Raw genomic sequence first — 26,063 nt, forward strand, 5'->3', positions numbered from 1 at the left:
CTACTGGCTAGACAAAAACGTGTACAAATTGAACGATACCATTCAAGCCGATCACTCAATACCATTTTGACCGAAAAGTGATCGGCATCGATGGTATTGAGTGATCTTGATGGATGGTATTAGGTGATCGGCTTAGATAGTATTAGGTGATCGCGATGCATGAGAATATGCAGCTACCATTCAAACCTCTCATTTCTCTCTGAATCATGTTCTGCTTCTCTTTCGTATTCACTAGCAATGTATGCTTCCCATTGAGCTTTTTTGGCAACCCCCCATTTTGATATATCTTCGTTAGTTGAATCTATTAATGATTGAAATAAAGGTAAACGAGACTCAAGTGTCTTCGCTCTTGAACCTGACCACCCATTTGGGCTGAAACTCGCGAGATATTCATCTAGAACTTTTACAGGTTCGGGGCATGTGTTTAATAGTTCAAGCGCTAGTTGAGTCCATTCAATTGATTTTTCTTTTGATTGATATGGCGTGATTAAAGATGCCAGCACTGGGTAACTGTCTTTACCATTGTTTTTACACCAACCTAGCGTGCTTTCGTTATCAATTTTAGAGAAAGGACTTACTTTCTTGTCAAATCTACCTTTTATAGCATTCCTTATCTGACATTCTATTTCGGTATTCTTACCAATAAATACATCCAGAGCTAATATTGGGTGTAATTGAATAACTGTAGACATAAATTCTGGGAAATCATATCTGCCGATAATATGATTCAAAATTTTCGCTTTAATAGCTTTTAGAGCAGATAAAGCATACTCTTCATTTGTACCAGCAGAAAAGCAGACATTGGCTATTTGGGTTAAACTATAATCGCTGCCGCCGGACGGTCCTTTTTCTTCTGAGTAATCGAATGATGCTAAAAGTGATGCAGATTTCTCTTTAAGCAAATCTGAAACAACATAGTTTTCGTTTTGCTCTAGCCCATGAAAGCGCATTGATAGTATTTCTATCGCAACTGCTTGGCCGTCTTTTTGCTTCCAAATTAAATCTAACATTTCACTTAGCTGATCGTCGGCTATTGGTTCGTGACTGCGACCACATGCTAAGTTTCTATACATCCAAACTGGAGATGTGTTTTCTTTTAATGCTTTAAGTATTCGAGCAATTGCATCTTGGTCGATAACGTAACTCAGTTGGACTAATAGAAAGTATTGCTTGAGTTCAGGGTGTTTTATGAATTCATCTAAGAAAGTATTGGTGAGGTTGATATTGGCTTTCGAGAGGTGCTTAATTTGACCACATAAGAAGTTAATGTTTCGTTCTTTTTCAGGGGCTTTTTCTAATGCAGAAACGGTCAAAGCTAATAATTCTTCGTTATTATCCGTTCCTTCTGCACAGCCTTCTCCAAATTCAAATAAGTTAGAGCTAGAACCACAGTATGATAGAAGTTCAGTCAACATCGATTGAAGTAACTCACTATCAGTATTTGCTACTTTTACCCCCAAATCTATAGAGTACTGCTGTCCTTTTTTATAACCACGCTCAATTAAAACACCATCCTCATCATATTCTTCTAAGTCATGAAATTTCCATTTATCAGCCAATACATACATGTTTATATCGTCTAATAAAGACTTAGGTGATAATTGCTTTGCGATTGATTGCAACCTCTGTATTTCTGTTTCTGGGGAAGTTTTGCAATCCCATTTTAAGATATCATGAATGGCAGAAAAACCATCAGCCCACATTCCTAAAGTGCTTATTTTTATACAAGTACTTTCAATTAAATTTCTTAAGTTATTTTGTCGCCACAAGCTACGTAGGTTTTTGCCTAGTATTTTTTTTGCTAGCTTCGAGTGCTCTGTTTTATTAGAAATAAATTCAGTTGTATACTCGATGAATAATTTATACCAGTCTGCAATATCTTGGTTGGTTTTTGGTCTGTAACCAAAGTCTCTTGGATTTGCACCGAAATCAAAGCTATGGCTTGAGGAAAAGTGCCAAGCTTCAAGAGATGAGTCTAAAAGTTCGAAAGCTAGTTCTGCACTATGCTCGGTATCGGTAGAAATTAAATTCTTTATAACATCTAAACGCTGCTCCTTGGTTGCATGAGTTCCAGATAAATAAAGTTGAAACAATGACTTTAAAATACTTCTAATAGAGTTGTAATTTTCAGCTTTATCTTCTGATAGCGTGAATAGGCATAACAATTTGGCACATATATCAAAATATTGTTCATCATAAGCAATAGATCTGATAAGCCTTGTTATTTCTGTAAATTGCTTATTTTTTCGTGTACAAAATTCAGACTGTTTAGCTAAAGTTTCTATGTGAAGTAAAACTTCTTTAGTTGAAATTGGAGCTATATTGGTGAGCAATATCCAAGCAAGTTCACTTTTTCCTTCTGCGTACAGATTATGTAACAACCCATTTTCATTTAACCAATCATTAACGATGATTTTGGCTTCTTCACATTTAGGTAAGTAGCCTAATCTCCTTGAAAAGGATTTTAGTAATCGTTCATCTGTTGATTCATTAAAGTTATCAGAAATAACACCTGTACTTATATTTTCTAACGCATATTTTGCTAACCTATTCGCAATTGGGTGCGGTAAAACAGCCATCCATTTACTTCGTTGCTGAACTAAATTTCGACGCTTTAGCTCTTTGGCTGATTCATAAATATCTCTTGAAGAAATACCTGATAGGTTACTGAGGAAAGTAATATCATCACTATAAGTTTTCTCACTGTTAATTTGGAATGAATAAACTAGTGAAAGATATTGAGCGGCTGTTTCGAGTGACTTTTCATTAGCATGACGTTGGTAAAATAGCCTTTTAAAGAGTTCGTCATCCCTTAAACTTGAGATGTTTTCGTCTTTGCCTATTGTTTCAGCTAAAGCCAAAGCTATTCTAGAGTTACCACCTGAAAATTCACTAATTGTTCTAGAGTTTTGCCGACCTAGATGCTGATATCTAGCGTTAAGTATTTTTTCTATAAGCTCAATTGAAGATGGTTCTAAAGAGAATACTTCAGTTTGCTCAGGTTGGTCTTCTCTTAAATCATATTCGACAGTCAGTAAATTGGTGTTGCTGCTTTCAGTGCTGCATAAGGTTGTAAGAGATCTATGTAGGTCAGGCGGACAGTTATCTATTATTAAAATTGCTTTTCGACCTTCGCCAGCGATTTTTTCAGCTAAAGCTTGAGGTGTTGGTTTTGGGCCATTTGCCATATCAGTATAAAATACAGTCTTGTTGGGCAAAGGGTTTTCACCAATGCGCTCATCAAATAAGGCTTGCACGAACCTAGTTTTTCCAACACCAGATAAACCAACAAGTCTAATAGACGCTTTTCTTTCTAATAACTTGTTTCTAATAAGGTTTAAGCCATCTAAACCTTTAAGTCCTTCATTATTGCTTGAAGATGAATCAAGCAATCTAACCTGGTCATCAACGAAATATTCACCGGATGTTCCATGGGGGCAATGTGCCCAGTTATTATATCCTTCCCATGAGTTTGTATCGTTATAAAACCTGGAGTTTATCCATAGCTCATGAAACACTCTTTTTTTTTGAGATAAAAAGCCTTTTATGTGCGTGTAAATCTCGTCATTTTTATCATTTGGCTTGCATATGTTTTCATGACTAACTGAAATAGGGATAGCTCTAACACCTGCTATTCCTGGATCGGCACTGTCAGGTTTAACAACGGCGACAATACCGTACATTTTTTCAGTTTCTGTTAGAACAAGATGCCTTATTTCTTTATGCTGACACCAATCTCTATACCAAGTATTCAGCTCTCTTAAGTTAGGATCATTTCTGCTTAAAGATGCAGCAACAATAGATGGTTGTTGAAATGTAAAACATCTCAACAGGCCTTTGGCAAAAATATTATGGCCATGAACCGCGATATCTGAGCCGAGGTGAGGCGTTCCTAAAAAGGCTACACCAGAAACTCTGCCCAAAAATTGTTTTACTTCGACTCTATTAGTTTGATCATTAGCTATTCTAAGTATCTGCTTTGTGATTAACCCTCCAAGACTATGACAAACAAATATTATTTCTCCTTCGGCTAATTCGGGGACTTTTAACACGTGCTCAAATATATTTACAGCGAGATCTGGTATGCCCATTCCTGAGCTATCAAATTTTAGCTTGGGAGCGTCATATTCCACTGTCCATATATTTAGGTCGCAATTATCTTCAGCTAACCAAATTGGCCAAGCTTCATCTTTAGAGCCTTTTTTAAGCCAGGTCCCATTTGCGTCTCCTCCTAATCCATGTAGAAAAATAACATGAATATCTTTAATCTCATCAGAATCTGACCTAAGTACTATTTTTGCCACTGTTTTTTCTCTTCAATCCATTGTTCAATATCTACACGCTTAAAGCGCCAGCTACCGCCGACTTTAAAGCCTGGTAACTTGCCTTCGCTTGCTAATCGGTAAGCCGTTTTTTCATTGAGTTTTAAATAGATCGCCAACTCTTGAATTGTGAGTATGTCGTCAGCCATTCACAATGTCCCCTAGCTTAGATTAATCCTATCATATGAGAAAATTGAGGAGTTTGAAAGGTAATCAAATTAATTGACCAAAATTATTTTTAGGCAATTAATTTGGTCTGGTTTTTCACGTTATTCATATTTAGCTAGTTGATTTATATAAAGTTCGATTTATCGACATTAACATTAATTTTTTAATATAGTAAGCTGTTGATGTATATAGTGTATTTGATCTTTCGTTTTGGTTCATCTAACATCGTTTTTATATGATTGATTTGGTGTGATGATGAAAAACCAAAGGGGTCAAATCTTGACTTCATACATCAATGGTCTAGATTTATAGTTTATTGCTCATTGAGTTTATTATTATGTCTAGACCACTGCGAATAGAGTATGAAAATGCGTTTTATCATGTGATGAATCGCGGAAGAGGGCGTGAAAATACCTTTTTGAGTGATGACGATTTTAAGTATTTTTTATACTGCATTGAGCAAGCAAGCCTTCGTTTTAATATTGAAGTACATTCGTATTGTTTAATGACCAATCATTACCACCTGTTAATAAAAACCCCAGATGCAAATTTAGGCAGAGCCATGAAGCATATTAATGGCCTCTATACGCAATATTTTAATAGAGCACATAATACAGATGGTGCACTGTTTAGAGGTCGCTACAAGGCGGTGCTGGTGGATGCTGATAATTACTTACTACATGTTAGCCGTTATATACATCGTAACCCAATAGAAACAAGTACACCGTTAGTAGATGTACTTATTGACTATAAATGGTCTAGCTATTCAGCTTTCATCAAAAAAACAGCGACGCCAAAATGGCTAGTTCGAGACTTTATATTTTCGCTTCAAGGAAAGAATCGTAAATATGCTGCGTACAAACAGTTTGTTGAATATGAAAATAATAAAGAGGTAAGTACGTTTTATGGCGCTAAAAAGTTACTTTCAGTTTTGGGTTGTGACGCATTTATTGAAAAAATAAAGGGGTATATAGCAATACCAGATAGCGAAAGAAGTATTGTTATTAAAAAACGCTCAACGGATGATGTAATTGATTACTTAGCTAAATATTTTTGTATAGATACACATGATATTGTAACGGTTAAAAAAGGGCGAAAAGAGAAAAACTTGCCACGTATGTTTGCTATTAAATTATGCCAAGATTTAACTGGGCAAAATTTAAAAGCGTTAGCCGTTATTTTTAATGTTCAACATTATTCAGCCATATCCCAAACGGTATGTAGGCTAAATAAGTTAATAATTGAAGATGATAAGGTCAAGTTACAATTCGAAAAACTGCGAGATAGCTTGATGTGTGAAGTCAAGATTTGACCCCAAACCTTGACCCCAAACCTTCAACGCAAATAAGGTAGGCCGGATAAGCGGCGCAGCCGTGCCATCCGACAGTTCACATAATTGCTTAAATAAACTTAAGAGCTTACGCTTCAGCCCCCAATAAACTATCAATATAAGCGAGTTCTTCGCTAAAAATACCACTAATGAATGCACTTTGTTCGCTAATTACAGCGTCATGAGGTTGGGCTTTATAGTCTTGTTGACACCTGACAAGTTCGGTGGCTAACCATTGGCATGTGTTGTTTGCTGTATTTATGGCTGTTTTTAAAAAAGATGACCATTTTATTTTTTGTAGATTAAAGCGGTATAGCGCGACAGCAATTAAGCTATAGGCTTGTTGCTTGGGCGATGGTGCGTTATTGCTCTTTAATGTATAACTGTTTAGAAGCTTGGTGCTGATAAGGGCTTGTTGCAGTGCGACTTGCTGTAATTGGCTTAAAAAAGTAGTTGTCATAACGTGTTGTGCCTCTGTGAGCTTAATAACCTGAGCTCCGGATAATAAACTTATCTCAAGCAGCTATTTTCAGCGCTAACTGCGTTGAATTTACTTGCAATAGGCCAGCTATTGACGCGTAAATTCGCCTTGTTTTCACTGAAAACCTCTGGCCAGAGAAAATAAAATCAAATATAACGATGATTCAATACATTAGTAAATCTCTTAACCAGAGTTCAGGTTTAATAGTTAAGGTTAAGCAAGGCGTTTTATGACTCATGCAGTACCGAAAAAATACAGCAACATTGATAGCAAAATAGGGCTGACTCTTTACTGAATTAATCAAACATAATTGTAATTGGGTGGGGAGCAGGTTTGTGTTGTCTTTTTTATGGGGAGCGCAGGAGCCTGTGTTTTATTGGTGAAAAAATCACGAACTAAAATATCATTCCCTTGAGGCTTAAAGCCTTTCACTTTTCCTTTATATGAATTTCATCTACAACTGCGTTATTATCTAAAAGGTATTAACCAAACCCGAGAACACGTTGAATTATTTAGCTCATCTTTATTTAGCACAGCCTACGGCCGATTCGCACTTTGGTAATTTACTGGGCGACTTTGGTGGTCAACGGCATTTAAACCAGATACCTATAACGGTAAAGAATGCGCTCGATAATCACTATTTAGTGGATAAATTTACTGACTCTCACCCTATAGTTAAAGAGGTTAAACAGTATTTTTCACCTAAGCGTAGGCGTTTTGCTGGGGTGGCTATTGATGTGGTGTTTGATCACTTTTTAATTATGCATTGGCAAAAATATAACCTACAGCCATTAAACGACTTTAAACAAACTAGCTTTGCGCTTTTGCATAAGCGTATGCCTGTAATGCCGTCGCGAATGCAGCATGTTGTAAAACACATGACCGATAACGATTGGTTTAAAGAGTACGAAACCCTTGATGGGGTGGGCCTAGCACTTGATAATATAGCCAAGCATTATGATGAATTAAATGCTGTGTTTTTAGCTTTTTTTCCGGAGCTGATTGAGCATGTAAATCAGTTTAATCTTGAAAACGCTAAAAACACCCGTGGGCTTTATACTTTATAGTCGGGGGATTTAATCCCCGAATCTACTTTTTATTTTTATCCTCGGTAATAAAGCTGATTTAGCTATCAGGTGCTTCTAATGTAAATACTAAATGTTTACGCATATCTTTTAAAACAACGCCTTTTTTTAGCATGGCTGCGCTTAAGCGTTTTTGCCATTTTAGTAACTCTGGTTTTGCTGCAGCTAAGGCTTGCTCGCTGTCAAATTGAAAGCACAGTAGTAAGGAGCCAGGGAATAAGTGATATTGAACGTCAAACCAGCATTGCAGCATACCAGGGAGCTCTGCTAGGCCTTGTTTTTCGAGTGTATCGGCAATATTAAGGACAAGCGCTTGCTGTTTTATTTGCACCGCAGAGAGTTTTTTCATTGTTTTATCCAAGTTGTAGGCTAACAAGTACAGCCATAAGTGCTCATTATACCCAAGCTTTTAGGTGAGCAACAACAGGGTTAAAATAAAAGGCGCTATTCAAAGTGATTTTTAAAGGCTAATCTGGGCTTATTGTAAAAAGACGGTAGTAATAAGTTAATGAGTAAAACCACGAGTGGTATGCAGGCTTATCAGCAGCAAGAAGAAGGTTATCGAATTAAAGCGTTAAGATTGTACCCTTGGGTATGTGGGCGCTGTGCACGTGAGTTTGAGTATTCTAATTTACGAGAGTTAACGGTGCATCATATTGATCATGACCATAATAATAACCCTGATGATGGTAGTAACTGGGAGTTATTGTGTATTTATTGCCATGATAATGAGCATAATAAATATCACGAATATGTGTTGTACGGCGGCACTACAGAGCAAAAGGTGGTGGTGGCTACACATAACCCGTTTGCCGACTTAAAGGCGCTGCTAAACAAAGATAAATAATGGGTAAAGCTATTTTGGCCAAGAGGTTAGTTTAGCTTACTTATTTCAAAGCTTTAGGGTCTGTTTATCTTTCAAGGTTAAATTAGCAACAGTGTGTTTGGTATTTAGGCAAGGCAGAGCCTATGTGGTGTGGTTATTCCCCATAAATAGGCGATAACGTAGAATCAATACCAAACATGCGCTGCCCGAAGGGTTCTTAGGGGCAATTAACTCTTTGTTAGGGGCGTGAGCAGGATGCAAAAGCTTTGCTCGGTTTTTGCTTATTCTTACATGGATGTAAGCCAGTAGAATAACGCAGGAGCAGTTATCGAGCCCACTAGGTTACAAACCTCGCGCCGTGATTAACTCGCCCCTAGTTTGAACGAATTTTAATCCGCAAAGGTCAGCAGACCCTAATCTTTACTAAATACGGCGCAGTCGCGGCCTTGTTTTTTTGCTTGATACATAGCATCGTCGGCGCGTTTAAACCAGCTAGCAACTGTGGTGCCCGGTACCCAAGCTGCAACACCAAAAGATACAGTAACTGAGTTACCCGCAGGTGTTTTTAACTCGTTTTTTATTGTTTCGCGTAGCTTGTTTATAAAGCTAACTTGCTCTTTGGGCGGGATTTCGGGAATTATTAGCACAAACTCTTCGCCACCAAAGCGGTATAGCTTATCTGATTCTCTTATATGTGAATTGGTAATTGACACTAACTGCTTTAGTACTCTGTCTCCTTCGGCGTGGCCGAATTCGTCGTTTACCTTTTTGAAAAAGTCTAAGTCTAAAAACGCTAATAAATAAGTGCTGTTATAACGCTCTGCTCGCGAAATGGCGGCTAGTGTATCATCGTTAAGCGCACGGCGATTTAATGCGCCGGTTAAAGGATCGGTACTGTTTAGTTCTGCAAGTAAAGCAAGCTGCTTGTTGCCAAAAGAGGCATATACAAAAGCACAGGCAGCTAGCATTAAGTTGGTTGTAAAGTAAGAGTTTAGTGGCATAACATCGAATAAATTAGGTATGCTCGCAATAATTGCCACATTGCTAAGGGTGAGTATGAGCGCTTCTATTGGTTTAACTAAAAAAAACGTAACGGCTACTACCGGATAAACCCATAGCATACTGTTAATGCCGTTGGTAATTATAATGGCAATAACGCCAATATTAACAAGCAATGCAATAACGGCGCTAATAACACGCGGTTTTTTAGTGTAATGGGCATAACCGACTAAGGTTAAAATACCGCTTACAATGGCTAAGTCAATTAGCGCTGCGACTATGTTATTTTCTATAAAACGAATAATAATAAATGGCGTAATACCAAATACTGACACAATACTGAGTATAAGCAGAATAGAAAGCTGATGTTTTTCTTGTAGTTGCTTGAACATAAATGCCTCAAGGTAATAAGTATAATAATGCCAAACCTAAACTAGTGATAGCTTAAGCAAGCGGTGCGCTTTTAAGTTTTTATTTACTACTTTGTAGGTTGGCACAGCGCAACGTGTTACAAGTTATAGCGTTGCGCTATAAAATAGTCAACTAAGTTAGAAGTTTAGCCTAAAGTTAACTAAGGCAAAACAGCAGGAAAAACTAGCTTGAACTGCAGAGCACTTTAGCTAGTTTTTAATAAGAGGTATTTACGCGGGGCCAACTAATTGCATTGTCACAATAGATAAAATAAGTACTGCTAAACCAAAACAAACAACCCAGTTTAATTTATGACCAAACAACAACCAAGTTGCCAGCGCAGTACCGCTAATTGAAAGAGCTCCCCACGTGGCGTAGGCAATAAACAGTGGGATGCCTTGCACAGCGAGGGTGAGTAAGGCAAACGCGGCCATAATAAAAACAATGGCAAGTATGCCAAAGCGTTTATGTTTAAATCCGTGCGACATTTCTAAAAATACGTTGGCGGCAATGTCAAAAATTACTGAGCCAAGAATATAAAGCCAATATACTGTCATTGTTTTTGCTCTTGCATAGCGTGGCCGCTGTTAATTATAACAATGCCGATAATAGCTAATAAAAGTGCAAACATTTGGCCAATAGAAATAGCTTCGCCTAAAAATACAAATGACACAGATGCAATTAATATCATCCCCAAACCTTCCCAGAAGGCGTTAGCAAGTGCGATAGGAATTTTGCTGGTGGCTTGGCTAAGAGCAAGATAAGCTAAGCCAACCATTAAAGTTACAAATAAGCTACCTAATAGTAACTGGTCTTCGTTTACCAGCCACTTCATTACTGTTGTACCTATAACCTCAAGAGTTACAGCTATTATTAAATATATCCAATGCATTTTTCCTGCTCTTAATACTAAAACATTGTGCGTATAATACTGCTTATTATTTTTATACTATAATTGCTCAGAGTCAAAATAATTGACACTAAGGGGGCTTGATGAAATTAGAGTCGTTACAGTACTTTGTGATGATTGCACAAACCGGCTCTATTGCTAAGGCGGCAGCGCGCTTGTCGGTTAATCGTAGCACTATGAGTATGGCGCTATCGACGCTAGAGGATCAGTTGGGTACTGCGCTATTTATTCGCACTGGTAATAGTATGCAATTAGCCCCCGCGGGTGAAAAAATTATAGACGATAGCATTCGCTTAATTAACCTTGCTGAGAGTATTAAGCACCGCTGCCTGCACGATGACGAGCAACTGCCACACCGCTTAGTTATTGGCCGTGATGATGCTTTACCCGAAGCCTTTTGGCGCGAAATTATTCGCAGTATTCGCAAGCGCTACCCAGGTATATCGTTAGAAATGCACTATGCGAGTGCAAATGCGTTGCAGCAAATGGTTGAAGAGGGCTTTATGGACTTAGCTTGTTGCTTAGATCAGAGCTTGTATGCAAATACTCAGCTACCTTTACAAGTTTTGGGCTGGGTGGCATTGCATATGGTTATTGCCAAAGATCATCCGTTAACGCAAATGCGCTATGTAAGTAATGAAGACTTAGCCAGTGTGCCGCAAATTGCTTATTTAGATTTAAGCCAAAGTGACATTCAAACTAATGTATCTGAGCGTTACGATATTGCGTTAAGTAGCTTTGAGTTAATTAGGGATGCAATACGCGACAAGCTAGGTTGGGGTTATGTGCCAGAGCCATTATTAAAAGGGTTTCAACCACAAGAGGTGGCGCGCATTGCTCATGGCTATAATGTTTCGTGGCATGGGTATGTGGCTATATCGCAGCAAGTAGTTGAAAACGAGCAGCCAATAATTCGTGATATTCGCCGCCTTATTAGCGATCAGATGGTGGCTTTACCTGGCATCGATATGAGTTTGCCTGCGTAATAGAGGGCTGTTTGTGCACTTATACACAAAAAATAATTGCTCCCTTTCGGCTTTTTAATCAATACAAAAACGACAAGCTAGAATGGCGAAGGTATTGCGAGTATTATAGCCTTTGGCAGTAGCGAAGAGGTGCTCTTTTCGTCTTAGCAATAATATATTAATGGAAGTAACGAATGACAACCAGTGGTCAAAATAACAGTAAAGGTAAAAAAAACAATCCATTATTTGAGGTCGTTTTTAATATTATAGTGCCTTCAATTATTTTAATGAAGTTTTCGGGGCCTGAATATTTAGGAACCGTTGTAGGGTTAATTGTCGCGCTTATATTTCCTGTGGGTTACGGTATTTATGATTTTATTAAAGCACGCTCGTTAAATTTTATTTCATTATTAGGTTTTTTAAGTACTTTATTAACGGGTGGCATTGCGCTGTTTGAGCTTAATGTAGAATGGTTGGCAATAAAAGAAGCGGCTATACCGGGTATTATTGGCCTGACTGTTTTAATGTCGGGTTTTTTTGGTAAGCCATTATTGGCAAAGGTGTTGTTAAACTCGATTTTATTTAAGTTAGATGTAATTTACGATACGTTAGATGCGCGCGGTAATACCCAGCGTTTTAAGCAGCAAATTACCAAGGCTAATTATATTTTAGCGCTTACTTTTGCTTTTTCATCAACTATGAATTACGTGCTTGCTAAGTGGATAGTGACCAGCCCTGCGGGTACGGTAGAGTTTAACGAGCAGCTTGGTGAAATGACCTTGCTCAGTTACCCTATTATTGCTATTCCGTCTATGTTGGCAATGATTGGTATTTTCTTTTATGTGATTAAAGTAATTACTAAATTAACCGGCATGAAGTTTGAACAAATGGTTCATTCACAGTAATTTAAGTTACTAAGTTTTTAGTATAAAAAGGCTTACAACTATGTGTTGTAAGCCTTTTTGCGTTTATAGCGGCTCGGGTTTTGCCTCATTGGTATGAGCTTCAAATAAGGCGACTTCGTCGGTAGGCTGGCTTACGCTATTTTTTTGTAGCGCAACATATAGATCGGAGTGAACATAAATGCCATTTTTACCCGATACCATTCCGGCAATTTCAAACCACGATAGAAGCTGGCGTTTTCTACCTGCTAGCTCAAGACTAATGCCACGCTTTTTAAATATAACGTCTAAATCGGCAAGCATGGCCATAACGCTTAAATCTAAATGGGTAAAGCAAGGTACGGCATCAATAATAACGCATTGGGTATCGTCTTTTTGTTTTGCGTATTGCTCAAGTAATCTGCGTTTAAAGTAACTGGCATTAAAGTAAGTTAATGGCGAATTAAAGCGGTAAATAAATACCCCTTGCACGGCTTTTGCTTTATCGGTGGCATCTAAGCTTCTTACCACGCCTTTTATGTCTACGCCTAATATGTTGTCGGTAGGGCGCATTACGGTGCGAATAAATTGAAATAAACCCAGTAATACAGCAAGCGTAATACCCGGAATAACGCCAATAAACAGCACTGCAAACAAGGTGGCTAAGGCAAGGTAAAACGCCTGCTTATCTTTAAACTTTAGTTGCCATACCGCTTTTAAATCTAACAAATGCACAGAGGCAATAATAAGTACCACGCCGAGTGCTGCACTAGGTATAAACTCGAGCGGGGCGGTTAAAAAAATAGCAATAATAGCAATAATAGTGGCGGCTATAATCGACACTAATTGCGTTTTACCGCCATTAGCGTCGTTAACTGCGGTGCGAGAGTCGGCGCCACTTACAGCAAAGCCTTGCGACAATGCAGAGGCGAAGTTGGCAATACCTAGGGCTCTAAACTCTTTGTCTGCATCTATGTCGTAGCCATTTTTTGCGGCAAAACTACGCGCTGTTAGCATCATACTTACAAAGCTCACTATGGCTAAGTTAAGTGCCGGCACAACTAGTTCACGAATAATACCAATATCAAATACAGGGGTGTTAAATACCGGCAGTCCGCCGGTTACTGTGCCTATGGTTTTAATATTAAATTGCTCTAAATTAAAAAACCACACTAATATTGCGCCCAAGGTAATGGCAAACATTGATGCGGGCCATGTAGGCTTTAGTCGTTTCATAACAAAGTAAATAACCACAGTAAATAAGGCCATTAATAAAGTGGGAATATGGGTTTGTGATAAATAAGTGGGCACACCCCCTAAGCGTTCAAGTAGGTATCTTTCATCAAAGGTAAAACCAAATACTTTAGAAAACTGACCCACAATGATAGTTATGGCTACACCGTTTAATAAGCCCATTAAAATAGGCTTAGATAAAAAGTCTGCTAATACACCTAATTTAAATTTACTGGCTATAAAACACCAAAAACCAGTCATGGCGGTCATGGTTACAACTAGCTGCCAGTGCTTAAAACTGTCGCCTGCGGCAAGCGGGGTTACTACTGCAGCTATAACTGCACAGGTTGCGGCATCGGGGCCAACTATTAATTGTTTTGAGGTGCCAAAAAGTGCATATAGCATCATGGGTAGTATGCAGGAATACAGCCCAACTGCAGCATTAACACCAGTTAACTGTGCATAAGCAATAGCAACGGGTAGCGCCACGGCGGCAACCGATAATGCCGCTCTTAAATCATCAGCAAACCATTGTCGTTCATAATGAAGTAAAGTATTTAAACCCGGCATAAAATTATATAAACGCGACAGCACTACCTTTCCTTATTAATTGTAATTGCTCTTTGATATTAAGTTTTATATTAAGATAAGTATAGCTAGGGAGTGGGTTTTTTATGCAATATAAAGCTACTATTATTTAGGCATAAAAAAGCCTGCATAAAAGCAGGCTTTAGCCTTTAGGGAAAATTAAAATTTAGCGCGAATGCCTAAGCTATAACGGCGATCCGCCTCAGTGTACTTCCAAGCACCGCCTAGTTCAGATAGGTAGATTGAAGGTTCACCGGTTAAGTTTGTTGCGTTACCTACTAGGGTAAAGTTTTCGTTTATGTCCCAACTTGCAGAAAAGTCTAATTGGCCTCTGTCATCGCGGTAGTTATTACCATAAACAGTACCGTCTTGTGAAATGCTGCCGTTAGAGTTAATGTTTTCTACGCGTTTTTCGTTTTCAGTACTTAAGAAACCGTCACGGTAGTTATAAGCAAGGCGAGTAGAGAAGCCTTCGTATTCCCAAAATACTTGTAAGTTATAAGTATTTTCAGAAATGTCTAATAGTGGGTTGCCGTTTGGCTGTTCGCTGTCTGCGTAAGTGTAGTTTGCATTAATACCTAAACCAGAAAACGCACCCGGCAGGCTTGTAAAGAACTGCTGGTAACCTACTTCAAAACCTTGAACAGAGCCGTTTTCACCGTTAATATTTTTAACGGTATCGATGCCGGTAAGCCCTGCATCTCTAAGGCCCGCAACGTGATTAAAACCATCAGCATCTACAGGATAGTTAGTTGCATCAGAGTAAACCATATTATCTTGAGATACGCCGGCAGTATCAAGCTGACATACTTGGTTCCACTGTGTTACGTTTTGCAGTGCAGCGGTAGTTGATGAGGCAACACACGTGCTTTCGTTGCTTAAAAATGACTTAACATCTTTATAAAATAGTGCAAAAGACAATACGTTACCTTCATCAAAGTAATGCTCTACAGATAAGTCGTATTGGGTTGCGCGGTATGGTTCTAAATCAATAGCTCCTTGAGTTGCACCCGTTCGGTCGTTATTTACGTCAAATGCTGGGCTTAGCTCGCTAAAGTCGGCTCTGCGCATAACTTTTGCTGCAGCAAAGCGAAATAGTGTTTCGTCTGAATAGTTATATGTCACGTTTAAGCTAGGTAAAAAGTCGGTGTAATCATTTTCACCCGTCACTTTTACACCGTTTTGGTAAACACTTGACTCAAGATCTGTTGTTACATAACGAGCGCCCACAATGGCTGTAACGCTATCAAAATCTAAATAAGCCGATATATAAATTGCAGCGGTGTCTTCAACTACATTTTTGTATGCGCTTTCTTGAAACTCTTGATTGTCGTGTAAGCTCCCAGTAGACGCTAAATTAGTGCCTGCTAATAGTTGTTGTAATTGAGCATACGTATTACTTGGGTTAGATAAGCCATTATAAGTAAGGAATGTTAATAGATCGTTTTGACCAGAGTGACCCAGTTGATTAAAAGAGTTATCGTGGCTCATAGTTGTAAAGCTGCCAGGGAACAGCGCGTTATAATCATCGGCCCATAAAGTTGCTAATGACCCATCTGAGTCGTTAATAGCGTTTTTATAAATATCTTTAATTTCTACTTTGTATTGTTCATATTCGTAATCACGTTTAGTAGCGCGAACACCTGCTTTTACTTTAGAGATCCAGTTTGCACTGCTTAACGGCTCAAACATTTCAATATCAAAACGAACCGCTGTTTCATCATTATTGGTTTTTCTATCTTCACTTTTGAATGTTCTTAATGCTAAGTTTTGTGGATTAGTAAATGCAGTTGGATCTGAGTGTATAATGCTTGGTAAGCGATTACCGTCTTGTGAAAATGCGCCATCATATAAATGGTTTACTAAATCAACACCGCCACTGGCTTCAAACGTCGATTTTTCGATTGGACGCAATGTAAATTCTGAGTCTGGTCTTATGCTTTCAGAGGATGCAACAGCAACTTCACCAGAAATTTTGATGCTATCGGTAAGACTCCATTCTGCACCAAGTGCATTTGAAAACGAGTCAGTATCACGAAAATCACTGTATGTTTTAGGAATACCAAATTCGTTAGTTAACGTATAGTTATTTACGCCGTTAGCGTCTTGTGTGGTGTTTGCATCTGTTGATAGTGAACCTGCTACACCTAAAATAGAGTTACCAGCTTGCTCACCAGAGCGCTTAGTACCACTTAAATCAAGGTATACCATGCCATTACCCGAGTGTGGTGCCCACTGAAGTGATAAATTTACAGCAGTACGTTCACGTTTCTCTACATATTGCTCAATACTGTGCTCATCTCTGACGATGGCGTTACCGCTTGGTGTGTTTCCTTCTTGAGCGTTAATTACTATGTCTTGAGGTTTTACGCGGCTAGACGTTTCGTCTTGGCGAATTTCGCGATCTTGATATGAAAACATAGCAATGGCACCAAACGTGCCCATTTCATCAAAATCCCAATTATTACCAACAGATCCACTGAAAATAGGCGCTACGTTTTCGGTTTTATCTGCATATTCTGCATCTAATGACATGGCCGCTGTTAGTTTATCTAATTCTAATGGGCGAACCGTTCTTAAACTAACCGTACCACCAAGTGCGCCTTCAATCATATCGGCAGTTGGCGACTTAACAACTTCTACTGTTTTTAAGAAACTTGATGGAAAATCTTGAAGGCTAATGCCATCACGAGAATCGCCAATAGTAGAGCGACCATTTAATTCAACCCGGTTTTGCGGTAAACCACGAATCGAAACACTATCACCCACACCAAAGTCAGAATTAATAGATACACCAGTAATACGTTGCAGGGCTTCGGCAATATTATTGTCTGGTAATTTACCAATGTCTTCAGCAACAACAGCATCAACAATACGACCGTCAGTACGTTTAAGCATTGCAGCTGCTTTCATACTGTTAAGAATTCCTTTTACTTCAATAACCTCTATGTTTTTATCTGCTGTGGCTGAGGTGTTTTCAGACTCTTGTGCAGCTAAAGTAGATGATGTCATTAAAATAAGTGCGGCCGCGCTAATAAGTGCAGGATTACTTTTATGTTGTTTGTTTATTAGTGAGGAAGTAATTCGATTAAGCTTCATGTATCTCTCCCGTTTGGGTAATTGTGTGTTGATGATGCGCTTTGGTATACCAATTTTTAGGTTCTTTGCTTTTTTTTGGTAATGTGTAAAGTGTGGTTAAAATTAGTCCAATTAAGTTTTAATTTCAAGCTTTACTTACCAGTAATGTGAATTTGGTATTACAATTTTGGTTTCTTTTTATTTAATATTTAACAAATTTAACAAGTTATGTTTTTAATTTATTTTGTAATCGCAGTTAAAAAGTTTAATTTAATGTTGGTATATAGGTTTGTTATTGCTATTTATTAATTATGATTTTTAAAAGCAAGGTGAGTTTAACCTTACTTATTTGGGAAGATTGGGGTTTTAACCTATAAAAATTCATTGTTTTAGATAAGAAAGTGCTGATAAGTACCAAGGCGATAAAAAGAAATTAACTTACTGAGGGGGTATGAGGCGTTTATTTAAAATAAGAAATGTAAATTACTTACTGGTAATGGCTTTGTAGTTTTTATTTTAAGTTTAAAATTGGTTTGGTTAACCAATTTAATTGCTAATATAAATAAAATATCGACTGGTAATAATAATATAAAATTTAAATGCAGATGTACGAGGGGTTAATCGGGGGAAGTTCTTTTTTATGCATTTGCTGAGCGTGACAATATTTAATGGCTACTTGGGGGGAAACTTTTTAAGAGCAAAATGCAGATACTTTGCTATGTATGATGTGCAATTATTTTAGTAGGTTATTATTTTAGTAAGTTATTAGCACTTAAAAAGCCCGCATTATTAATAATGCGGGCTTTTCTTAATTTTAAATTATTAACTAACAATAAATATTTAGCTATGTATGCCAGTTATAATAGTGCACCTACTTTTGTAGTTCACCTGTTGATGATTCAAGGTGAGCACGAATAAACCATTGAAATTGCTCTAGCTCAGCTAGTTGGCTGGTGATCATATCCTCAGAAACCGGATCAAGATCAGCAAGCGTATCTATGGCTTTACGATGATCGCTATTAATACCGCTATATACATTATCGAGTGCACTTAAATGCTCGGTAACGAGGGCTTTACCAATTGAGTACTCGTCCCATGTACGGCGATCAACAATTGATTTTGGCGTACCAACAGGTACTCCACCTAGCGTTGCGATGCGCTCAGCAATGGTGTCTGTCATTTCGCGTACAACCGCAACTTGTGGGTCTAGCATTTCATGCACGCCAATAAAATTAGGGCCAACTACGTTCCAGTGAATATGTTTAAGGGTAAGTTGTAAGTCAATTAGCGCAACCATACGATTGTCGAGTGTAGAGATAGTTTTTTCTGCTGAATCGTTACTCATACCTGGAGCGGTAAATTTAGCTGTTTTGTTACTATTACTCATAATTTCTCCTACTTAATTATTTTGCCCATTAATTACTATATGAACATACTTTACTTTATTTAAAGCAATCACCATGCCGAGAAGGGATTTTAAATAAAGTTGTTTATATACAATCAGATAGGGTTTTCAATATGAGGGGAAGAATGATGTTAAATATTACATATTTGAAAACTATGCACTTTTTTGTAAATTATGCACAGTGTAATAAATATAATAGCTAAAGGGCTTAGCTATTATATTTAATGCTAAGCCCTAAAACTAAGCCCGCAAAGTATTGTTTATTAATTTGACGAGTTATTCAATCCGCAGTGCCATACAGTCACTATGGCCATTAATAATCATGCTTTTATCGACTCGCACACCCGCACCAGAATATTTTCCTGCTGTGGTAAAACTGCATATTTGTACAAAGTAATCGTCTACTTTTGGTAGCGCAAATAATTGCTGATATATTTGCTCTTGGGATGCAAAGTGTCCGGCGGTTTCCTCAATGGTTTGTTGTTGCTGATCGACTAGTTGAATATTTGCTCCGCAGCGGCCAACAATGGGTTTTACTACATAGCCGGTTTGTAATAATTCATCACTGAGCTCAAACGCGGTATTGAGCAAATATTTATGATTAGGAAATAAACTCCACAGCACCGGTAAGATTGCTTTATTACTGGGGATCAGTGTCCATAGTGGTTCAAAAACCATGACATTTTTACGCAATAATACATCAGCCAACCGCGGGGTTGCTCCTGCTTGCCATTGCGGCTCAAAATTATGATTTTGAGCTTGATCAGCCTCGCATTCTTCACGAATTTGCTCAAGTGCAGTTTCCCACGACCAGGTTTTCCATACATAATTAAGTTTATTGCCATCGGCATCAATAATATTGCCAAAGGCATCCCAAGACAGAGTATTTAAACCAATAATAATTTTGCACTCAAAACCTGCTGCCGCAATTGTTTCTTTCATAAATAAAGCGTGGTAATGCTCTTCTGGCTCGTCATCTTGAAGAATATGAACTAAACCTTTTACTTCACTTTTTCGCCATGCTTTTACTAAGTCTTTAAATAAGTCTTGGCCTGCATCAATACCCGTTTTAACCCCAAAGTGCTTTGCCCATTTACCCTGAACTTTACCGCTTTCCATATAACACGAAGCGGAGTCGCAGTTGTATTCATACACTTTTAAGCCTGCGGGGGTTAGTGCAAAGTCAAAGCGACTGGTGATCAATTGATTTAAGCGGTTATCCCACGATTGACGAATTTTATTGAGTACTACTTCAGGTAAATTAAACTTTTTTAATAGCTCAGGGTGCTGTAACACATAATCGGTGGCATGCATAAATAAGCCATGCAGCTCATTAGTGGCGTGCTCAATGACTTGTTGGGTTGTGTGTGAAATAGTAAAGTAGCTATGTTGATCCTCTGCATTGGAGGTAAGCTTGTGGCCTTGCATCATGTCTACATAGGCGGCTTCGTCATCATTAGCAATATTTAACCATGACTTTGCAGCTTGGCCTGTATCGGCAATATAATTAGATTTTATTGTAAATAAATCGGTGTTTATTTCAGTGGTAGGTTCTGCGTGTTCAATTTGATCAGTTTGGGTCATCCAGCCTAAAATAGTTGCATCGTTATAAGAGCATTCAATCCAATAGTCGCCATCTTTGGTTATTTTAGCTTTAAGCTCGCGGCACCAATTTTGACCTTGTGGCCATGTTTGATGGCCAACATTTTGCTCAGCAAGACGAATTTTATCAGGGTGAACTTCTACTACAATGGCAACATGGCCGGTTTCTTCAAACTCACCACCTTCTTCCCAAATAAGTAAACTACCAACTTGAGGGTGATGCTTTGCGCCATTTTTAAATGCTTGTAAGGGAAGTCTATTTTGGCTGTTAACTTCACGTACTGAGCGTAGCTCAAAAATATCGTAAGCCATGGCTATGTCATCAAAAATATAACCATGATTGAGATACATCCAGCGCCTAGCAAATTCAACGCACTGCCATTTATAACCCATATAAATGCCATCTAAATAACTGCGATAGGCACTGCGGTTAGGGTAAATGCTTTCGTCGGCAGAGTCATAGTCAGACGAGTAAACAGCAACATTACCAGGTGCGTAACCTAATAGTTCACCAAAATCACGAGCTGGAGTGCTAGTTTTCATAACAAGTTTGTTCAAAATAAAGGCCTATAATCTGCTGACTATAGGAGCGAAGTAGCTTGATAGCAAGATAAAATGCTATGCCCTTATTTAGGTTTTTATTTGCGACAGATAAAGACAGTATTAATTGAGTTTAACAGCGAGATATTTAATTACATCATCACTAACTTGCGGTAAAAAATAAATGTCATCATATTTAAAGTACTGCACCGAGCTAATAGTTACGGGCTTTGCTGCCGTTGGTAGCGAGTCGTAAAACAGCCCAAGCTTATAATTGTTGCTGTTATTTACTTTGATTGCTCGGTTAACCTGTATTTTAGGCGTATCTACTACTGTGTAGCCGTTATTTTCGGCAATATAATATACATTTTGATAGGTATAATAAGTGTTATTGCGATGCCTTAAACGTGAGTGGTATCTAGGCAGTGATCTAATATGTAAACCTCTTGGTGGCATTACCTCTCGATAGCCTCTGCTGTGTTTACGATAGTAAGTGCCATTATGGGTATTAAATACTGCACCATTAAAACGTACCGATACACTATTACTAGGAATATGATGTATCACTTTACCTGGTTTATGGTGTTTGTTATGTACATTTTGCGGATTTGCAAAGGCGTTACTTGAGAGCATAGTAAGTGTTAAAAACACTGCTAACAAAACAGTTAAGTTAATAGTGTTTAGCTTTATAGGTGTTAGTTTCACAGTTATTTGTTTCATAGTAATGTCTCGCTTATGTTTTTTATACATAACCGATATTAGAGCCTGAAACTGAATAGCAACTGATAGCGGCTGTAATTACACAAAGCTTTACATATGTTTACATAACTAAAATGCTTGTTGGTAGGGTTTTGAGCATGCTAAATGAACAGGAAAGTGGTTGATTATGGGCTGTTTTGCGGGTTTTATATATAACTGTAGCGCAGTATAAAAAGCCCAGCAAAGCTGGGCTTAATTATTAATTAGTCTTGCTGTGGCGTTTTCATTATTTTACTGGTGATCACACCTGAAGTAATAGAGCCTGACACATTAAGCGCAGTACGTGCCATATCAATTAATGGTTCTATTGATATAAGTAACGCAACAATTTCTATGGGTAATCCCATTGTTGGTAATACCACTAGCGCAGCAAAAGTTGCGCCGCCGCCTACACCGGCAATGCCAAAAGAGCTAATCACTACAATACCTATTAAGGGTAGAATAAACTCAAAAGTCATCGGGTCTATTCCCACACTAGGTGCAACCATCATTGCTAGCATTGCAGGGTAAATACCTGCACAGCCATTTTGTCCAATCGTAGCACCAAAAGAGGCTGATAAATTAGCAATAGCTGGGGGAACTTTAAGTTGGTTTACTTGTGTATCTATGTTCATTGGAATTGATGCCGCTGAACTGCGCGAACTAAAAGCAAAGGTCATTACTGGCCAAATCTTAGTAAAATAATGTTTTGGGCTAACCCCAACTAGGCTTAACAGTATGCCGTGCACAACAAACATTAATAAAATAGCGACATAAGAGGCGATAATAAACGCCAATAAATTAAGAATGTCGTTACCACTTGAGTTTGCGACTACATTCGCCATTAATCCTGCAACACCGTAAGGCGTTAAAGCTATAACCATTTTAACTAAGCTCATTACAGTGGCTTGTAAAGCGTTTACACCAGTACGAATAGGCGCTGTAAGTTCGCTGCGCTCTAGCATTACTTTACGTGCTGCAATGCCTATTAACACGCCAAAAATAACGACGGCAATAATAGAGGTTGAACGTGTATTACTTAAATCGGCAAATGGGTTTTCTGGAATAAAGCTAAGCAACATTTGTGGCACATTTAAGTTAGCAACATTAGCCGCTTTACTCTCTAAAGTAGTCATTTGTGCCGCTTCACGAGTGCCGGCCACTAATCCTTCTACGCTTAAGTTAAAGCCATAAGTAACCGCAATACCAACCAATGCAGCAAGGGCTGTGGTAACCAGTAAAATAGAAATACTTACAAATGAAATCTTACCTAAAGAGCCTTGGTTTTCAAGTTTGACTACCGCGGCAATCATAAACACTAATACCAAAGGCATAATGACCATTTTTAATAGCCCAACATAGCCTTTACCAACGACGGCAACCCAACTTAAAACATGGTTAATAACTTGGGGTTGTTCGGCAAATAAAAACTGTAAAGCCAAACCAAAAGCACTGCCCAGTACTAGGCCAAATAAAACGGTGCGTGATAACGTTTTACTTTTTTGCGAAAAAAGATAAATCGCGAATAACAGACCAACAAACAATGCCAGCATTAATAGTACAGCAAGCGACATAATATCCTCTTCATTAGCTGTGATTTAGCGGCGCACTTTAACGCTTTAAACTTATTTAAGAAAATACACTTTCGCTATGACTTAGAAGAAATTGTTATGTATTGCTAATATTTGGTTATAAGGGATGGCAAGCGTTTGTAAATATCTTCAAAGATGTATGGCTAAATGTTATATTACCAAAAGAGTAATCGCTGTAATTGCAGCAAACTAAACAAGTTTGTCAGGATATATGATGCCTAATATTTATATTATTTACCGTGCTATGTTTGATCATAACGGCACTATGCATACCATTGGTGGCATTGAAAACTATATCTTAAGTTTGTGCGATGTTTTTACTCGCCAAGGTTGGCCATGTCATATAGTACAACCGGCTAAAAAAGCGTTTACCTTAACTACTCCCCAGTACACTATTCATAGCGTTACTACCGGTTTATATCGCGGTAACTTAAAAAAAATCGCCCTTGCAAACTGGGTCAGTGAAAATGCAGACAAAAATAACGATATTATTATTTTTGCTACCGACTCTTATTCAGTAAAAATGCCTGATTATAAAACGCTAGCGATTCAGCATGGTATATCTTGGGATAAACCTCGCGCAGCAAAATCAGCCATATCACAATATTGCTCCTCGCTATTAAGTCAGTACAAATATTTATCCTATATAAAATCAGATTGCAGTTTGGTGTGTGTAGATCATAACTTTGTTAACTGGTATCGCACTTGGTTTAATATTGAGCAGCAACATATGAAGGTTATTTATAACTTTTATAGTGAAAAAATTAGCGAAAGTGAATTTGCCAAAAAATGGTCAGATGATAACGCAACACTAAATATTATTATTGCTCGTCGTTTTGTTGATTACCGTGGTATTAAATTAATAGCACCTATTATTAAGCAGCTTTTACCGCAATATAATATTCAAGTAAGCTTTGCCGGAGATGGGCCATTAAAACCATATTTAACAGAACTATTTGCTAATGAAGTAAAAGTGAAATTAATGCAGTACGGACCAAATGAAAGCTTTAGCGTACATAAACGCCAACACATTGCCATTATTCCAACACTAGGTTCAGAAGGTACTTCGTTATCTATGATAGAGGCAATGGCCGCAGGTTGTATGGTTATAAGTAGTAACGTTGGAGGCTTATCTAATCTTATAATTAATGGTTTTAATGGTCGATTAGTGATGCCTAATACTGCCGAGTTTACCCAAGCGCTAACAACTAGCTTGAATGACTATCAGCAAAGTAAAACGTTGGCATATAACGGGTTAACATCAATAGCGAAAGTGTGCTCTAAAGAAAATTGGGCGCAAGATTGGATTGATATGATCAAACATAAACAAGGCTAATATGCAGTGCATTTGGCATTAATTGCACCGTTATTTATGAAAGCACTTAACTAAATGTTAGGTGCTTTTTTGTTTGTACGTAAATTAGTTATTTTAAGTGGTATTAATCTAAAATAGGTTTGCTATGAATACGTGAACTTTTAAACAGGGCTTTATTGCCTGTATCGGCTTCGGCCCAAAAGTTGATATTAAATTGCGCGTCGTCGCTTAGCTCTACTTTATGCCAGTATTGTGGCGGGCTGGTAGCAAATTGCCCCGCGTTAATTACAATAGTTTGCTCAGGCTCTGTGGCGGCTTCATTTGCAAATCCGTAAAAGGTAACAGTGCCTTGCATAACGCAAACTTGGCCAAACACACCCTCGGCTGTGTTGTGGTGAGTAAGTAACGCTTTTGGAATGTTATCTTTAGTAAAAAAGTGAGTGGAGCGTTTTATTTTCCAGTGACTTGGTATAGTTAAGTGACTCATAACAATTCCTTTTTTGTATTAGTGAAACAAATATAAAAGTTTAAATCATTTCAGCATCAATATGGCGCATTAAATTAGTTACCCAATTAATATACTGACGATGTATTTTACTACCGTTGTAATTAAGGTTAGTCGAATCTTGGTAATTGATAGAATAGGCTGTTTTGTCATAATTAATATTAACGATTAATTGATGAGTACGAATATTAAGAATTCCCTTTATTTTACCTTCACTAACAGGAGCACACTGCCAACCTAGTTGAATGCAGGCTTTTAAAATACCTGTTTCAACATCTGCTGTGTTATTAATTATTTTAGATGTTTGTGGAATAAGGTTTTGTTCAAAGTTTTTAATTGGCACTGAAGTTGAACAACCCGCGAGTGCGAATAACGCAGTGGCTATAAAAAGTGTTGTTTGTTTTTTCATGTTAGTCCTTTTGTTTAAATATGCAGCGTATCAGTAAATATTATTAAGTGGTAGATACTAGCAAAATTTACTAATAATTTTGCAAATAAGTGCCACTAATATTGATAAATAAATACGTGTTTATTTTATATTGTTTGCCACTTTAGACTAACCTTTGTAAGGAGAGCATATAACGAGGAGCACAACATGGCGGTATCAGCTATTCCAAAAGGGTATCATTCAATAACCCCTTATTTAATTATAAACGGTGCGCAACAAGCAATTGATTTTTATTGTGCCGCTTTTGATGCGCAGCTAGTTATGCAAATGCCTATGCCTGAAGGCGGCATTGCTCATGCAGAAATTAAAATTGGTAATTCACATATTATGATCTCAGATATGTGCCCAGATGTTCATTTTAAAAGCCCTACAGAGCTAGGCGGTACACCCGTAAGCATAATGTTGTATGTTGATGATGTAGATACGGTATTTGCAAAAACCATTGCGTTAGGAGCGAAAGAAATACGCCCCGTTCATGATCAGTTTTATGGTGATAGAGCAGGTACGCTGCAAGATCCTTTTGGCCACGTATGGACCATTGGCACTCATAAAGAAGACATTAATGAGCAAGAGCTCAGAAAAAGAATGGTAGATCTTATGAGTAAAGATCAAGATGCTTAGCTTTATAAAATAAAGGTAAG

The 26,063-nt window shown here is 37.9% G+C and carries 22 protein-coding genes; 7 read left to right on the forward strand and 15 right to left on the reverse strand.

The features are described from left to right. Window positions 1-173: 173 nt before the first annotated feature. Window positions 174-4,304 (reverse strand): hypothetical protein, encoded by a 4,131-nt coding sequence (locus tag J5X91_RS06040; protein ID WP_208834251.1) that lies wholly within the window; start codon window positions 4,302-4,304, stop codon window positions 174-176. Then, window positions 4,292-4,471, reverse strand: coding sequence for a helix-turn-helix domain-containing protein (locus J5X91_RS06045; protein ID WP_208834252.1), 180 nt, complete (start codon window positions 4,469-4,471; stop codon window positions 4,292-4,294). Before J5X91_RS06045 ends, J5X91_RS06040 begins: the two co-directional genes overlap by 13 nt. A 356-nt stretch (window positions 4,472-4,827) precedes the next feature. Between J5X91_RS06045 and J5X91_RS06050 the strand changes: the two genes are divergently transcribed. Continuing rightward, window positions 4,828-5,802, forward strand: coding sequence for a transposase (locus J5X91_RS06050; RefSeq protein ID WP_011329119.1), 975 nt, complete (start codon window positions 4,828-4,830; stop codon window positions 5,800-5,802). Window positions 5,803-5,908: 106 nt separating this feature from the next. Here the strand turns inward: J5X91_RS06050 and J5X91_RS06055 are convergent, their stop codons facing one another. Further along, entirely contained in the window at window positions 5,909-6,280 is a 372-nt protein-coding gene (locus tag J5X91_RS06055; RefSeq protein ID WP_182683938.1) for a hypothetical protein, read from the reverse strand. A gap of 524 nt (window positions 6,281-6,804) precedes the next feature. Here J5X91_RS06055 and J5X91_RS06060 point away from each other — a divergent pair. Continuing rightward, the gene (locus J5X91_RS06060; protein ID WP_208834253.1) at window positions 6,805-7,368 is read left to right on the forward strand and encodes an ACP phosphodiesterase; all 564 of its coding nucleotides are present in this window, start codon (window positions 6,805-6,807) and stop codon (window positions 7,366-7,368) included. Between the two features lie 58 nt (window positions 7,369-7,426). Here J5X91_RS06060 and J5X91_RS06065 read toward each other — a convergent pair whose 3' ends face one another. Then, window positions 7,427-7,735: a hypothetical protein gene (locus J5X91_RS06065; protein ID WP_193038551.1), complete on the reverse strand. Its 309-nt coding sequence runs from the start codon at window positions 7,733-7,735 to the stop codon at window positions 7,427-7,429. Window positions 7,736-7,894: 159 nt separating this feature from the next. Between J5X91_RS06065 and J5X91_RS06070 the strand changes: the two genes are divergently transcribed. After that, window positions 7,895-8,233: a YajD family HNH nuclease gene (locus tag J5X91_RS06070; RefSeq protein WP_041454557.1), complete on the forward strand. Its 339-nt coding sequence runs from the start codon at window positions 7,895-7,897 to the stop codon at window positions 8,231-8,233. Window positions 8,234-8,625: 392 nt separating this feature from the next. Here J5X91_RS06070 and J5X91_RS06075 read toward each other — a convergent pair whose 3' ends face one another. The 3 genes from J5X91_RS06075 to J5X91_RS06085 form a co-directional block, all read right to left on the reverse strand. Beyond that, window positions 8,626-9,603: a GGDEF domain-containing protein gene (locus tag J5X91_RS06075; RefSeq protein ID WP_011329112.1), complete on the reverse strand. Its 978-nt coding sequence runs from the start codon at window positions 9,601-9,603 to the stop codon at window positions 8,626-8,628. 249 nt (window positions 9,604-9,852) lie between these two features. Beyond that, window positions 9,853-10,179 (reverse strand): SMR family transporter, encoded by a 327-nt coding sequence (locus J5X91_RS06080; RefSeq protein WP_011329111.1) that lies wholly within the window; start codon window positions 10,177-10,179, stop codon window positions 9,853-9,855. Next, a complete protein-coding gene (locus J5X91_RS06085; protein WP_011329110.1) occupies window positions 10,176-10,514 on the reverse strand; it encodes an SMR family transporter in 339 nt (112 codons plus the stop codon). Before J5X91_RS06085 ends, J5X91_RS06080 begins: the two co-directional genes overlap by 4 nt. Before the next feature lie 101 nt (window positions 10,515-10,615). On the opposite strand from J5X91_RS06085, the gene J5X91_RS06090 reads away from it, so the two are divergent. Together J5X91_RS06090 and J5X91_RS06095 are read left to right on the forward strand one after the other, a co-directional pair. Beyond that, window positions 10,616-11,518: a LysR family transcriptional regulator gene (locus J5X91_RS06090; RefSeq protein WP_011329109.1), complete on the forward strand. Its 903-nt coding sequence runs from the start codon at window positions 10,616-10,618 to the stop codon at window positions 11,516-11,518. A 173-nt stretch (window positions 11,519-11,691) separates the two neighbouring features. After that, the gene (locus tag J5X91_RS06095) at window positions 11,692-12,402 is read left to right on the forward strand and encodes a VC0807 family protein (protein ID WP_011329108.1); all 711 of its coding nucleotides are present in this window, start codon (window positions 11,692-11,694) and stop codon (window positions 12,400-12,402) included. Between the two features lie 63 nt (window positions 12,403-12,465). Here the strand turns inward: J5X91_RS06095 and J5X91_RS06100 are convergent, their stop codons facing one another. From J5X91_RS06100 to J5X91_RS06125, 6 genes are all read right to left on the reverse strand, one after another. Next, window positions 12,466-14,205 (reverse strand): SulP family inorganic anion transporter, encoded by a 1,740-nt coding sequence (locus J5X91_RS06100; protein WP_011329107.1) that lies wholly within the window; start codon window positions 14,203-14,205, stop codon window positions 12,466-12,468. A gap of 153 nt (window positions 14,206-14,358) precedes the next feature. Further along, window positions 14,359-17,298, reverse strand: a complete 2,940-nt coding sequence (locus J5X91_RS06105) for a TonB-dependent receptor (RefSeq protein WP_208834254.1) — start codon at window positions 17,296-17,298, stop codon at window positions 14,359-14,361. Window positions 17,299-18,148: 850 nt separating this feature from the next. Beyond that, complete coding sequence (gene dps, locus J5X91_RS06110) at window positions 18,149-18,664, reverse strand: DNA starvation/stationary phase protection protein Dps (protein WP_011329105.1); 516 nt, start codon at window positions 18,662-18,664, stop codon at window positions 18,149-18,151. 294 nt (window positions 18,665-18,958) lie between these two features. Further along, on the reverse strand, window positions 18,959-20,827 hold the full coding sequence (gene gss, locus J5X91_RS06115) for a bifunctional glutathionylspermidine amidase/synthase (RefSeq protein ID WP_208834279.1): 1,869 nt from the start codon (window positions 20,825-20,827) through the stop codon (window positions 18,959-18,961). 120 nt (window positions 20,828-20,947) lie between these two features. Continuing rightward, window positions 20,948-21,544 (reverse strand): DUF6515 family protein, encoded by a 597-nt coding sequence (locus J5X91_RS06120; protein ID WP_208834255.1) that lies wholly within the window; start codon window positions 21,542-21,544, stop codon window positions 20,948-20,950. Between the two features lie 242 nt (window positions 21,545-21,786). Continuing rightward, a complete protein-coding gene (locus J5X91_RS06125) occupies window positions 21,787-23,136 on the reverse strand; it encodes a cation:dicarboxylase symporter family transporter (RefSeq protein WP_089368713.1) in 1,350 nt (449 codons plus the stop codon). Between the two features lie 232 nt (window positions 23,137-23,368). Here J5X91_RS06125 and J5X91_RS06130 point away from each other — a divergent pair, with 232 nt between their 5' ends. Further along, window positions 23,369-24,490 carry a glycosyltransferase family 4 protein gene (locus J5X91_RS06130; protein WP_089368712.1) on the forward strand — a complete coding sequence of 374 codons (1,122 nt, stop codon included), beginning with the start codon at window positions 23,369-23,371 and terminating at the stop codon, window positions 24,488-24,490. A gap of 103 nt (window positions 24,491-24,593) precedes the next feature. Here the strand turns inward: J5X91_RS06130 and J5X91_RS06135 are convergent, their stop codons facing one another. Further along, a complete protein-coding gene (locus J5X91_RS06135) occupies window positions 24,594-24,956 on the reverse strand; it encodes a DUF1971 domain-containing protein (RefSeq protein ID WP_208834256.1) in 363 nt (120 codons plus the stop codon). A gap of 40 nt (window positions 24,957-24,996) precedes the next feature. After that, window positions 24,997-25,383, reverse strand: a complete 387-nt coding sequence (locus J5X91_RS06140) for a lipoprotein (protein ID WP_011329099.1) — start codon at window positions 25,381-25,383, stop codon at window positions 24,997-24,999. 186 nt (window positions 25,384-25,569) lie between these two features. On the opposite strand from J5X91_RS06140, the gene J5X91_RS06145 reads away from it, so the two are divergent. Continuing rightward, window positions 25,570-26,043: a VOC family protein gene (locus J5X91_RS06145; RefSeq protein WP_011329098.1), complete on the forward strand. Its 474-nt coding sequence runs from the start codon at window positions 25,570-25,572 to the stop codon at window positions 26,041-26,043. Window positions 26,044-26,063 lie beyond the last annotated feature (20 nt).

This window comes from Pseudoalteromonas sp. K222D, from assembly GCF_017653575.1.
GTDB classification, from domain to species: domain Bacteria; phylum Pseudomonadota; class Gammaproteobacteria; order Enterobacterales; family Alteromonadaceae; genus Pseudoalteromonas; species Pseudoalteromonas nigrifaciens.